The organism is Collinsella sp. AF39-11AT, assembly GCF_003474585.1.
Taxonomy (GTDB): domain Bacteria; phylum Actinomycetota; class Coriobacteriia; order Coriobacteriales; family Coriobacteriaceae; genus Collinsella.
On sequence record NZ_QROG01000008.1, the window covers coordinates 22,552 to 35,647 of the forward strand.

General features: G+C 62.9%; 11 protein-coding genes and 2 tRNA genes. All 13 read right to left on the reverse strand.

Translation table 11 applies throughout. The features are described from left to right. Positions 1–50 precede the first annotated feature (50 nt). The 13 genes from selB to DW037_RS04735 all read right to left on the reverse strand — a co-directional run bounded on the left by selB (position 51) and on the right by DW037_RS04735 (position 13,015). Positions 51–2,015 (reverse strand): selenocysteine-specific translation elongation factor, encoded by a 1,965-nt coding sequence (selB, locus tag DW037_RS04675; RefSeq protein WP_117629434.1) that lies wholly within the window; start codon positions 2,013–2,015, stop codon positions 51–53. After that, complete coding sequence (selA, locus tag DW037_RS04680) at positions 2,012–3,469, reverse strand: L-seryl-tRNA(Sec) selenium transferase (RefSeq protein WP_158571938.1); 1,458 nt, start codon at positions 3,467–3,469, stop codon at positions 2,012–2,014. Before selA ends, selB begins: the two co-directional genes overlap by 4 nt. Before the next feature lie 186 nt (positions 3,470–3,655). Next, complete coding sequence (locus tag DW037_RS04685) at positions 3,656–4,492, reverse strand: formate/nitrite transporter family protein (RefSeq protein WP_117629432.1); 837 nt, start codon at positions 4,490–4,492, stop codon at positions 3,656–3,658. 116 nt (positions 4,493–4,608) lie between these two features. Then, positions 4,609–4,682, reverse strand: a tRNA-Gly gene (locus DW037_RS04690). Between the two features lie 6 nt (positions 4,683–4,688). Then, a tRNA-Pro gene (locus DW037_RS04695) sits at positions 4,689–4,765 on the reverse strand. A 91-nt stretch (positions 4,766–4,856) separates the two neighbouring features. Next, complete coding sequence (gene brnQ / locus DW037_RS04700; protein ID WP_117629431.1) at positions 4,857–6,215, reverse strand: branched-chain amino acid transport system II carrier protein; 1,359 nt, start codon at positions 6,213–6,215, stop codon at positions 4,857–4,859. Positions 6,216–6,281: 66 nt separating this feature from the next. Then, the gene (locus DW037_RS04705; protein ID WP_117629430.1) at positions 6,282–7,421 is read right to left on the reverse strand and encodes an aminotransferase class V-fold PLP-dependent enzyme; all 1,140 of its coding nucleotides are present in this window, start codon (positions 7,419–7,421) and stop codon (positions 6,282–6,284) included. Next, the gene (locus DW037_RS04710; protein ID WP_117629429.1) at positions 7,418–7,669 is read right to left on the reverse strand and encodes a DUF3343 domain-containing protein; all 252 of its coding nucleotides are present in this window, start codon (positions 7,667–7,669) and stop codon (positions 7,418–7,420) included. The genes DW037_RS04705 and DW037_RS04710 overlap by 4 nt, the downstream gene beginning before the upstream one ends. A gap of 18 nt (positions 7,670–7,687) precedes the next feature. Then, positions 7,688–8,314, reverse strand: a complete 627-nt coding sequence (yedF, locus tag DW037_RS04715) for a sulfurtransferase-like selenium metabolism protein YedF (RefSeq protein WP_117629428.1) — start codon at positions 8,312–8,314, stop codon at positions 7,688–7,690. A gap of 59 nt (positions 8,315–8,373) precedes the next feature. Continuing rightward, entirely contained in the window at positions 8,374–9,423 is a 1,050-nt protein-coding gene (selD, locus tag DW037_RS04720; protein WP_117629427.1) for a selenide, water dikinase SelD, read from the reverse strand. Positions 9,424–9,493: 70 nt separating this feature from the next. Continuing rightward, entirely contained in the window at positions 9,494–10,258 is a 765-nt protein-coding gene (locus tag DW037_RS04725; protein ID WP_117629426.1) for an acyl-CoA dehydratase activase, read from the reverse strand. 154 nt (positions 10,259–10,412) lie between these two features. After that, positions 10,413–11,576 (reverse strand): double-cubane-cluster-containing anaerobic reductase, encoded by a 1,164-nt coding sequence (locus DW037_RS04730; protein ID WP_117629425.1) that lies wholly within the window; start codon positions 11,574–11,576, stop codon positions 10,413–10,415. Between the two features lie 155 nt (positions 11,577–11,731). Next, positions 11,732–13,015, reverse strand: coding sequence for a double-cubane-cluster-containing anaerobic reductase (locus DW037_RS04735; protein ID WP_118372916.1), 1,284 nt, complete (start codon positions 13,013–13,015; stop codon positions 11,732–11,734). Between the last annotated feature and the right edge of the window lie 81 nt (positions 13,016–13,096).

Here is a 13,096-nt window from a genome sequence, read left to right on the forward strand (position 1 = left end):
ATTTTACCAAACCCAACAGACCACAACCGAAAAGAGCGATGCGGAAACCGCTAACGCAGCGATCTCAGACCGCCGGACTCCTTGTCGAGTACTGTAAAGCGCACGGCATCCAGGTGCTCCAAGATGCTAATGGTTCGTTTGCGCGACACGCCCAGGGCTTCGCGCAGCACACTCGTGGTGGCGGCGCCGCCAGCAGCCTCGATAGCCGTCGCAACAACCTCACGCGCATGGGCCTCGGCAGCGGCGGACAAGGCAACGTCGCGCTCGACCTTAACGATCGAGTGGTTGAGCGAAAGCTCGCGCAGTACACGCGTCATGGTGTCGCGATCGAGCTGCAACTGTTCGCTCACCTCGGGAAGCGTCGGCGCATTAAGACCGGCCTCATCCAGCAGGGCCACGATACGCTGGCCAGCCTCGCGCACCACGCGTATCGCCGCGGCGGCGGAATGCGGGTCGAACACCTCGGCACCGTCGACGGCGCACACGCCACGTGCACAGCCCTCGGCAATAAGTGCCATCGCGACATCGTTACCGGCGCCCGGCCAAGCCGCGTGCGCGACCGCACCGGACGTAAAGCCGATCTCTTTGGGAGCCGCCGCGTGCATGGAGGACAAGGCCGCAGCCAGCACATCCATTGCAGCATCGAGAGCCGAGGCATCTGCGTAGAGCACCGCACCGCCCGCAGCAAGCTCGCACACGGCAGCCTGGTCCACAAGCCCACGCAAAACGATCTCGACCTCGCCGGTAACAAGATCGAGCGCTGCGGCAACACCGGCAGCAGCAACAGGCAGCGTTTGCAGCGCCAGCCACGCGTGTACGCCGTCCGCGACATCTCCGGACTCAAGCGCCGCATACAACGCGCGCTCCCCCGCCGACAGGACCCGCGCGCGGCGACAGCGCGATAGCAGGACGCGTCCGCCGCCAAGCAGCGAAATCGGCGAATACGACAGAATGACGGCATGATCGCCGGCGCGCAACGGCAGCGGCCGTTCCAGGCGCACCTGCACCACACGCGTCTCGCCGACCGCAATAGGCGGCTCGTCGTCTAAAAGCATAATGCGGCCGAGCACCTCAGCCGTGCCCGCCATAACGTGCACGCGTGTACCCGAAGCAAGAACGCCGGCTCGCACGCCATCGCGCCCCACATATGTCAGTTGCATCAAAAAGCGCAGCGTCTGGCCCACGCGACCCTCGACGCCGAGCATCTCGCCGCGCTTGAGGCCCGCCACGCCATCGCCCACCAGGTTCAGGGCGACGCGCTGGCCGGGAACCGCGCACTGGGTATCCCCGTGAACCTGCACCCCGCGCACGCGACAGCGCGTTTGCGACGGCAGCGCAACGAGCTCATCGCCAACCGAAACGGGACCGTCGTGCAGCGTACCCGTCACGACGGTTCCGGTGCCGCGGATGCTAAAGCAACGGTCGATGGGAAGACGGGGCGCGGCGCCCGAGCCAGCGGTCGCCTCCAGATGCTCCGACCAGCACGAACAAACCGTGTTATCGAGCGTCGTAAGCAGCTCGTCCAGGCCCTCGCCCGTCTTGGAGGACACCGGCACTATAGAGGCACCCGCAAACACGGTCCCGTCCAGAAACGCCTCGACATCGAGCTCCGCCAGCGCGGCAATCTCGTGGTCGGCCAAATCGCGCATCGTGAGTGCGACGACCATGCGCGTCACACCCAACAGCTCCAGAACCCGAACGTGCTCGCGGGTCTGCGGCATCACGCCCTCAACGGCCGAAACCGCCAGCAACGCAACGTCCACGCCGGTGGCGCCCTGCACCATGGCGCGCAGATAGTGCGCATGCCCGGGTACGTCGACCAAGCCGACAAGCTTGCCGCTGGGAAGCTCGAGCTCGCCAAAGCCGAGCTCAGTGGTCATGCCTCGGCGCCGTTCGACCTCCAGACGGTCGGGATTTTTGCCGGTCAGCGCCTCGATAAGGGCCGACTTTCCGTGGTCGACGTGTCCTGCCGTTCCGACGATAACGGGACATTCGACAAGCTCGCGCGCGGTCATCGACGCAAACCTGCCCGCACGGCATCCGCCAACGCAGACGCACACAGGTCAAGGTCGGTGTCGCGCAAAAGCGTGCGAACGTCAAAAAGCACCTGGTCGTGCCGCACGCGCGTCACAACCGGCGTATCGGGCTCCTGTACCATAGCGCGCTTTAGGCCATCGGCGGATAGACGCCCATCGACGGGACAGACGGCAACGCAAAAAGTTGGGAGCTCGACGGTCGGCAGCGAACCGCCGCCCGGAGCAGACACGCCCTCGACAACCTGCAGCTCCACCGCCTCCTCACACTGAGACTCGCGAAGCTTGCGCAGCATGCGGTCATGCAGGCGCTTGGCCTGACGCTCGAGCGGAGCCGGCGCGCCGGAAAGCATGTTGAGCACCGGGATCTCCCGATGCGCTGTATCGGATCCGGTCACATACAGGCGCAAAGTGGCCTCGAGCGCCGCGAGCGTGAGCTTGCCGGGGCGAAGCGCGCGCATAAGCGGATGCGAGGCACAGGCGGCGATTACCTGGGCGCTACCGAGAATAATGCCCGCTTGCGAGGCGCCGAGCAGCTTGTCGCCCGAGCACGAGACGACGTCAACGCCGGCGCAAAGCGAGGCGGACGTGGGCTTCTCCCCAGCATCGACGAGCACCTCATCTGTAAGCAAAGCGCCCGAGCCCTGGTCCTCGTACAGTAACAGCCCGTGCTCATGCGCCAGCGCAGAAAGCTCCGCCGCGGAAACCTCCTCGTGGAAACCCTCGATACGGTAGTTAGAAGGATGAACTTTCAAGATCATCGCCGTATTGGGCGTAATGGCGCTTCGGTAATCATCCAGATGCGTGCGGTTGGTGGAGCCCACCTCGACAAGCTTGGCACCCGAAGCCGCCATGATATCGGGAATGCGGAAGCTGCCGCCCACCTCGACAAGCTCGCCACGGCTCACGATGACCTCTTTGCCGCTTGCATGCGCGGCAAGCACCAGCAGCACCGCCGCGGCGTTGTTGTTGACAACCAGGGCGTCCTGCGCCCCCGTGAGCGTGCGCAGCAGACGCGCGGCATGCTCTTTGCGGCCCCCACGGGCACAGGTCGCGACGTCATACTCAAGCGTGCTGTAGCCGCGGGCGACATCGGCCACCGCCTGCACCGCTGCGGGAGCAAGCGGAGCACGGCCCAGATTGGTGTGAATCACAACGCCCGTCGCGTTGACGGCAGGGCGCAGGGTCGGCAGCGACAGGCGATGGGTCCGCTGCTCAATTGCCAAGGCGAGCTCGCGCTTGTTCCTTGCAGGGGCGCCGGAGCGAATCGCCGCGCGCTCGGCATCGAGCTCGGCGTCAATCGCCTCGCGTACCATCGTGTCGCCTGCATCGCCAGCAGCCTTCATGACCGGCCACTCGGCAAGCAGCTCGTGAACGGCGGGAATGGAACGCAGGCGGCCGCGCACCTCGGCAGACATGGATTCGCAGTCGCTCATGAAAAGCCTTTCGACATGTTCAATAAAAAGCTGGTCCCCCGCGATCGTCATCGGGCAAATAAATACCGGCGCGCACGCAAAAGGGACAGGTCCATTATGGCAGCTCGTGACAAGACGTCGAAGCGCCTCGTCTAAAACCTGCCAAAATAAACCTGTCCCTTTTTGGTCGGTTATGGCTTGGTGGCTTTAGGCCTCCTTATTGGCGTAGATAAACCAGTAGCCCAGCGCCACGATCAGGGCGCCACCCACGATATTGCCCAGCGTGGCGACCGTAAGGTTGAGCGCCAACCCGGCAGCGTTGAGGGCATCGGCGCCAGCGACATCGGCTCCATAGCCGCAGGAGTGCATCAAAATACCCATGGGCAAAAAGTACATGTTGGCAACGCAGTGCTCAAAACCGCAGGCCACAAAGGCGGCAATGGGCAGCAAAATGCCCACGACCTTATCGACCACGGTCTTGCCGGCAGTGCCGATCCATACGGCCAGGCAGACAAAGATGTTGCACAGAATGCCGCGGAAGAAGATGGTAACGGCGTCGATCGTAACCTTACCGGCGGCGACGCTCACCATGGCGTTGGCGACGGCCTCGCCGTTGAGCTTGTAAATAGCTGCCATGTAAATCAAAAAGACAACGAACAGGGCGCCGGCAAAATTGCCGATCCACACAATAGCCCAAGCCTTGAGCATCTGGACGAGCGTGATCTTGTTGCTCTTAAGCGCGCAGACCATAAGCGAGTTGCCGGTAAACAGCTCCGCGCCGCAAATAAGCACGAGCACCAGCCCCAGGCAAAAAGCAAGGCCACCTACAAAGCGCTGAGCGCCCCAGCCAAGGGACGCATCGCTCAGAAAGACCGTGAAGAACAGGCCGCCAAAGGCGATGAACGCACCGGCGAACATAGCGAGCAAAAAGGCCTTCGAGACCGGCAGGTTAGCCTTGGTAACGCCGGCGGCCTCAGTCTTGGCCTCGATCGCGGCGGGCGCCAGGCAATCGGGGGTGGGATATTCTGCCTTGAAATCTGCCATGTCAGTCACTTCTTTCCTAATCAGCAGGGACGAGCATTGCCAATGCAAAGGCCCCGCGTCGGACGGTCAAAACAAAACAGGTCAGAAGTAAACGTACCTCTGACCTGCAAATTACTTGGAGCGGGCGACGGGAATCGAACCCGCGTCATCAGCTTGGAAGGCTGGGGTTCTACCATTGAACTACGCCCGCAAGATATGGTCGGGACGACAGGATTTGAACCTGCGACATCCTGCTCCCAAAGCAGGCGCGCTACCAAACTGCGCCACGTCCCGAAGGTGTTGAGCAGCTAAGGTCTAAACCTTGCGTGTCCCAAAGCGAAGGAAATTATAGGGGAGACTCCCCGCCTGTGCAAGCGACGATACCCTAGCTCCTCGAATGTGCGACAAACCGGCTGTGGAGCAGGCCAATCACAAACGCCACCACGGCAACCGGCGCCCATGCGGCTCCAATGTCGGCCAGCGGCAGCGCATCGAACGGCAGCCACACGCCTGCAAAGAACGCGTCGCGGATCGAGGTGATCACGCTCTGCACCGCGACAACGCCGCCGACCCAGACCCACACCTGCGGATGCGCGTCGCAAAAACCGTGCACTAGGCCCATAAGCACCAGAACAATTGCAACAGGGTACAGGGCGTTGAGCATGGGCACCGAGAACATGAGGATCACGTCGAGGCCCACGTTTGAGAGCACGCACGAAAACGCCGCGAACACAAAGGCGAGTATCGCAAAGGGACGGCGCATGGCCTCCTCGGAAGCCTCTGCTCCCCCTTCGACCACATACGTCTCGCAGAAGTAACGCGAGCAGCAGCTGATGAGGCCGATGCATACGTTCATGCAGGCGAGGAAGAAGATCGCAAAGACCACGACCGTGCCGGCAAGGCCAAAGTGCATGGAGGCCGAGCGGGCGAGGATGGCGGCTCCGTTGGTGGCATCGGGCATCACGGTGCTCAGCTGCGTGCCGGCAAGCGCCAGACCGCAGTAGATGATGGCCATGAGCACACCAGCGATCACGCCGGAGCGCGAAATCTCGAAGGCCACGCGCTTGTCGTCGGTAACGCCCAGCTCGTGGATGGTCTCGGCGATGATGATGCCAAAGGCGAGCGACGCGAGCAGGTCCATGGTCTGATAGCCGGTCAAAAAGCCCTGCACGGCGGCACCGGCATCGTAAGGAGCCTGCGGCGCGGCAGCGGAACCCAGCGGCGAGACCACGGCAGCGCCCACGACCAATACGATAAGGGCGATGAGCGCGGGGCCCGTAATGCGGCCGAGCACGCGCGTAATGACACCCGGGCGCAGCGTGAGCACAAAGGCGACGGCAAAGAAGGCGACGGCAAACACCAGGCGGGCCGTGCCGAGCGAGACACCCTCGGGCAGCAGCGGCACCAGCATCTCGAAGGCCGTGGAGCTCGTGCGCGGAATGGCCAGACACGGACCGATAGCCAGATACACCGCCGCGACAAAAAACTCGCCAAACTTGGGGTGCACACGACCGGCAAGCTCGCGCGCCGTTCCGGCAAGTGCCACGGCAATAAAGCCCATGACGGGAAGGCCGATGGCGGCAATCAGAAAGCCGAGCATGGCGAGCGGCGTGGCAGAGCCCGCCTGCAGCGCCAGCAGCGGCGGAATAATGAGGTTGCCGGCGCCAAAGAGCATCGAGAACAGGGCGATGCCGACGGTGAGGACATGGTCGGAGCGCAGACCGCGCGGGGCGGATGATGCCATAGGACCACCTTTCGGGTCGAAACAAAACGGGACGGGCAAAAGACCCGTCCCGCAAGTATATACGCTTTAGCAGGCTAAATCGTGCAGAGCGTCAATCGCGGTGTCGACTTCCTCGTCCGTGTTGAAATACCCAAACGAGAAGCGAACGACACCCTGGCGCTCGGTCCCCAGTGCGCGGTGCATGAGCGGAGCGCAGTGGGCGCCGGGGCGCGTCGCAATCCCCCACCCTTGCATGAGCGCGTCCGAGACCTCGGCCGAATCGATATCGCCCACGTTAAGCGAAACGATCGCCGAGCGCACGGGCTGGTCAAACGCACCGTAGAGCGCAATGCCGGGAATGTCGCGAACGCCGACGAGGAAGCGCTCGGCAAGCGCACGTTCGCGTGCCGCAATCGCCTCTACCCCGCCCTGGGCCTCGATAACGTCGAGGCCGGCGGAAAGGCCGGCGATACCGTGACCGTTGAGCGTGCCCGCCTCAAGACGCGTGGGCCACTCTTGCGGCTGCAGCGCATCGAAGCTGCGCACGCCCGTGCCACCCATGGCCCAAGGAGCCACGTCAATGCCTTCCGCCACGGCTAGGCCACCGGTCCCCTGCGGGCCCATGAGCCCCTTGTGGCCGGTAAAGCACACCACGTCGAGCCCCATGACCTGCATATCGATATGCGCCGTGCCGGCAGACTGCGAGGCATCGACGATCACAAGCGCGCCGGCCGCATGGGCCATGGCAGCCACGCGTGCAATGTCGACCGCGTTGCCGGTCACATTGGAGGCGTGTGTCACCACCACGGCACGCGTGCCCGGCGTGACCAGCTGCTCGAGCTCGTCGTAGTCGAGCACGCCGTTCGCGTCGCAGCCCGCATGCTCAACAGTCACGCCCTGCTCTGCCGCCAGGCGGTTGAGCGGACGCAGCACGGAGTTGTGTTCGAGCACCGTCGTGACCACACGATCGCCGGGGCGCACCACGCCGTTGATGGCGGTGTTGAGCGCCGCCGTGGAGTTGGGCGTAAAACAAATATGGTCCACCCGCGGGCAGCCCAGCAAGCGCGCAAGCTTGGTGCGGCAGCTGTGGATGGTGCGCGCCGCGTCGAGCGCACCCGACGTGGCGCCTCGCCCAGCATTGCCGAGCGAGCACATCGCCTGCACCACGGCATCGATGACCGCCTGAGGTTTGTGCATGGTCGTCGCCGCGTTATCCAGGTAGATCATCGCACGACCTCCCACATATCGATCACAGTAAAGCCCTCGGTGGGAACGTCCGCCGCGGCAAGCTCGCTTCGCAGCAGTGGTTCATTTTCAGGCAGGGCTTTCCATGCCAGGCCGCAGCCGGCAGCAACCTCTCCGGGTACGGGAATCGTTCGCCCGGGAAGGCCACGCTCACGGCACAGAGACTCGCAGCCCATGGCGGCCGCCGTGGTGGGAAACGTGATGACAAGCGCCGGGCGCTTTTCTCTCATGGCAATCCCACCCAGGCGCTACGGACGCACGACGCGGCCGGCCTGCTCCATCTTTTCGACGATCACGTACATGTTCGTGACATCGCCCACGGCAAGCTGGTCCTTAATGCCAAAGTGGTCGAGGCAGGTGCCGCAGGTAAGGATCTCGACACCCTGCTCGGCCAGGCCCTTGAGGTCGTCAAGCACCGGCGACCCCTCGACGGTGAGTTTGGCGCCGCCGTTGTAGAAGAGCATCGTGGCGGGCAGCTCCTCCTGCTGCGTCACGGCAAAGATAAAGGCCTTCATGAGCTTGTGGCCCAGCTCATCGTCGCCGCGACCCATGCAATCGGTGTAGACGGCCACGACCAGCTTGCCCTTGCCGGCGCTGGCGTCGCAGAAAGCGGCGCCGTCCTGCTCAGGATCGGCCACGGCAACGGCGCCGGCGGTCGCCACGATCACGTGCCACTCGGCATCGGCGACCTTCTCGACCGAGGCCGTGCAGCCCTTTTCCTGTGCCATCTTGGAGATGTTCTTGACGGCCGTCTCGTTGTCGACCGAGGTCACCACAGCACCCTCGCCATCAAGCTGCTTCAGAGCTTTGAGCGTCTTGACGACGGGCAGCGGGCAGGCATCGCCCATGGCATTGACTTCAATTTTGGTAGACATAGCAAATCCTTTCAAAAGGGACCGCCCAGAACAGTAGACGGTCGCATAAACGGTTTTCCTTAATGCACAACGTGAACGGCAGGACCACCCGGCACCGCCTCGCACACGCGGCCGATTGTGGCGGCAACGCGACCTTCGGCATGCAGGCGGCGGGCGAGCTCATCCACATCGGCAGCAGGCGCTGCGATGAGCAGGCCGCCCGAGGTCTGCGGATCGTACAGCGCATCCAGCATTCCCGGCTCCAGGTCATCGTCGGCCGCCACGCGCGGGCCAAAGAAATCCTGGTTGCGGTAGGCGCCGGCAGGGATAATGCCCAGACGCGCCATATTGAGCACCTGGTCAAAGAGCGGCACCGCCCCCGACACAAGCTCAATCTGCACACCTGAGCCCTCGGCTATCTCGCACGCGTGCCCGATCAGGCCAAAGCCCGTGACATCGGTGCAGCCGTGAAGCTCGAGGCCCTCGGCCAGACGAATCGGGGCCTCGTTGAGGGTGCGCATCGAGTCGAACATGGCTGCGGCCTCGTCCTGCTCGATGAGCTCGCCCTTAATGGCCGTGGTGATGATGCCAGAGCCGATCGCCTTGGTCAGCAGCAGGACATCGCCAGCGCGCGCGCCGCTGTTGGCGAGCATGCGGTCGAGCGAGACAAAGCCGCTCACGGACAGGCCGTACTTGGGCTCGTCGTCGTTGATGGTATGGCCGCCCGCGATGGAGCAACCCGCCTCGACGCACTTATCGGCGCCACCCGCCAGAATCTCACCTGCGACCTCGACGCCCAGGCAACTGGGAATGCACAGCAGGTTCATGGCATGGCTCGGTCGTCCACCCATGGCATAAATGTCCGACAGCGAGTTGGCCGCCGCGATCTGACCAAACAGGAACGGGTCGTCGACCATCGGCGGGAAGAAGTCGACGGACTGCACGAGGCCCAGGTTTTCGCCAACACGAAAAACACTAGCATCGTCGGAGGTATCGAACCCCACGAGCAGGTTGTCGTTATGCACATTGGGTAAGTCGCCCAGGACCTGGGCGAGGGCTCCAGGAGCCAACTTAGCGGCTCAACCGCTCGCGGCAGTCATAGACGTGAGCTTAATCTGATCGTCAGCCATCGATACCTCCTCTCATCGGTCAATCATTTCCTCCCAGTATACGCATGAATGCAGGCCCACGGCCGATGCATTAATCGAGCGCCTGTGCGCGAATCGCCGCGCCGATGGCACCGGCAAAGCGAGCCTGGGGCGAGGTGGTCACCGGCGACCCCAGCAGCTCGCCCAACCGCTCCACCACGAAGGCGTTCTCGCACAGGCCACCGGTCAGGTAGTACGGGGCGCCCGCGGCCTGCCCGGCCATGGTCGCCACGCGCGAGACCACGCTATCGATCACGCCACGCGCAATGTTCTCGCGCGGCTCACCGCGACCGATCAGGCTGATAACCTCGCTTTCGGCAAACACCGTGCACATGCTGCTGATCTTGGTAGGCTCGCCGGTGCGGGCGAGGTCTGCCATCTGCTGCTGGGAAATGCCTAGGCGGTCGGCCATGATCTCCAAAAAGCGCCCCGTGCCGGCGGCGCACTTGTCGTTCATGGCAAACTTGGCCACGCGGCCACTTTTAAGCTGAATGACCTTGGTGTCCTGGCCGCCCACGTCAATCACCGTGCCGTGATCGCCAAACAGGTGCACGGCACCGGTACCGTGGCAGGTAATCTCGGTCACGACCTTATGCGCATAGGGCACGGCGACACGGCCGTAGCCAGTCGCGACCACGCGAGCATCGTCGCCCGCCACGTCATAGCCGGCTGCGGCGAGCTCACCGCGCAGACGCTCGGCCGCATCGACCGAGGAGAACCCGGTTGGCTGCACGCACGTCCACGTCACCGAACCCGCGCCATCGACCACAGCAGCCTTAGCCGCCGTAGACCCGATATCGATCCCGATCCCTATCATGGCTCTCTCCTAATCCAAACATCAAAGACAGCGGCGCATTCAGGCGCCTTAGCTCTAGGTTTCTCAGGTGCCGGAGGTTGCCCCGAAAGAGGAGCGCAGCGTACTTTGGTACGCAAGCGACGGTTTGAGGGGCAAGATCCGGTGCCTGAGGAAGCTAGAGGGTCTCGATGAAGGCAGCGATGCGGGTCTCAATCTGGCCCATGTCGCCGTTGCTGTAATCGGTCTCAATCTTCATGTACGGAATGCCCGCACCCTCGACGGCCTCCTGCATGCGTGCGCTCTCCACGTTAAAGGTATGGCACGCCTGCAGCACGCTCTCCACCACGCCATCGACGTGGTACTTCTCGCACATGGCCAGCGTGTTCTCCATGCGGCCGTCGTTGGGTGTCATGACCGAGCAGTTAATGTCCAGGTAGCGGTCGGCGATAGCGCGCAGGATATCGGGCGCGTCCGGGTCGATCATCATGGCCGCCGTGCGCTCGCCCGAGCAATCGTCCATGCACACGACCGCGCCGCCATTAGACTCGATGGTGCGACCGATCTTGTTGATCACGCCGCCCACGGGGCAGCCGGTAATCAGGATGCGCTTAGCATCTGCCGCGACCGGGCGCTCTCCAGCCTCGTAGGCCTCGCGCAGCTTGGCAACCTTTTGCTCGAGCTGGTCCGTATAGGCCTCGATATCAAAGCTGAACGTACCGGCGAACATGGTGCTCATCAGGTCGACGCCGCTCATGGCCGCCGGCTGGTTGGCCTGGAGCGCAAACATCTCGAGCTGGGCGGCACGCAGGCGGTTGCGACGACGCACGGCGGCGCGCAGGTCGTCGTCGGTGATCGTGATGCCGTAGAAACCCTCGAGCTCCTCCTTGAGCAGGCGGCACTCCTCGTACCAGCCCTCACGCTCATAGGCACGATCGCGACCCTGCGGCAGGTGCAGAATGTACGTACGCTTGAGCTCCCCCAGCAGCTCGTACATCTTCTTCTTGCCGTCGCAGGTGGTCTCACCGATAATCATGTCGCTGAAGTACGTAAACGGGCACTTTTGCGAGTAGGCAAAGCCGTAGGTCGACTTGATGAGCGGGCAGAGGTTTGCCGGCAGCACCTTCTCGGCCTCGGGAATCACCTCGTCGGACGTGCCGCACAGCGCCACGCTCGCAGCCCCCGCGGCATCGATAATCTCGAGCGGCGTATAGCTGCACAGATACCCGATCAGGCGATTACCGGCCTGCTTGTAATCCTTGACGCGAATAAACGCGGCCTTGCGCTGCTCGTTGAACTCCTCAAACGTGCGCGGCAACGGCTGCTCAGTTTTTTCCGACATATAACTCCTTAACAAACCTTTTAACCAACCAAGGAAACGGCTTTCCCAGGTGCCCGAGGTTGCCGTGAAAGAAGAGCGCCGCGTACTTCTGGTACGCAATCAACGGTTTGAACGGCAAGATCGGGTGCCTGGGGAAGCCACCAGGACGGATAGTCCTAAATGGTTTCCAAGAAAGCCTCGATCCTGGTTTGCAGTTGGCCTGCGTCCTCGCCGGCGTAGTCGGTCGTGATGTGCATAAACGGAATGCCGGCCTCCTCGGCGGCCTTCTCCACGGCAAACGACTCCATCTCGTAGAGTGTGCAGAACTGCAGGGCCACGTCGACGATGCCGTCGGCGTGCAGGTCCTTGGCCATCTGGACAATGTCCTTCATACGCTGGTCGTTGGGCGTAAAGACGGCACAGTTGATCTTAAAGTAGCGCTCGGCGATAGCATCGAGCATCTCGTCAACCGTCTCACCGGACTCATCGACCAAGTCCTTGTAATAGCGCGAACCCGTGCAGGACTCCTCGCCCACCACGACGCCGCCGGCCTTCTCGATGAGGTTGAACAGATTCCAGTTGGGTACGGCCATGGGCGTGCCGGTGTACAGGATGCGCTTGGTCCCCTTGGGCGCCACGCCCTCGCCAGCCTCGACACGCTGCTCGCACTCAGCCGCCATATCGTTGATGGCTCCGGTCAGACGCGGCGTGTCGTCCATAAAGGCGGCCTGAACGGTCAGTAGGCTGTCGAGACCGCTAATAGGTGCAGGGTCGGCAGCGCGCGTGGCAGCAAGGCGCTGCAGGGCACGTCGCTTCTCATTGACGGCGTGGATGGCGGCCTTCAGACGCTCAGGCGTGATCGTGACGCCGCACTCTTCCTCGATCTTGGCGGCGAGTTTCTTGACCTCGGCCTTCCAGGTCACGAGCGTCGACTCGTCGTGCACGTTGGGAATATCCATGACGTACATGTTCTTTTGCGTTGCAAAGAACTCGTAGGCCTTCTTCTTGCCATCGCAGGTGTTCTCGCCTACCACCAAGTCACTCGACTCAATGTAGGGGCAGACCTCACCCAGCTTAAAGCCGGCAAAGCTCTTGATAAGCGGACAAGTGTTGCGCGGCAAGTGCTCCTCGACCTTGTCCGTTGCCCAATCGGCACCCGAGCACAGACCAACGGGAATGCCGTCACAGGCAAGCACGATCTCCTCGGGCACGTACACGCAGAACGAGCCCACGATCTTGGTGGCCTCGCCGGCTTCCTTCTTGTCGAGCATCTCCTTAATGCGGCCGCTGTGGATGTTGGTGGCGACAAAATCCAGGTAGGACGTGGACTTGGGGCGGTTGTTCTGCGACAGGAACATGTCCCCGTACATCTGGCCCACGGCGCCCAGCAGCATGTCGTGGTCGGCAAGATTCATGCCGAGGCTCTCCCACATCGGATGGAAATCGAATTCTTCAGCCATGACGGTTCCCCTCTCGAACCAAAAACGGATAACGGCGGTATCGATGCACGACGGACGGCGATTGCCCGGCCGTGCTTAAAC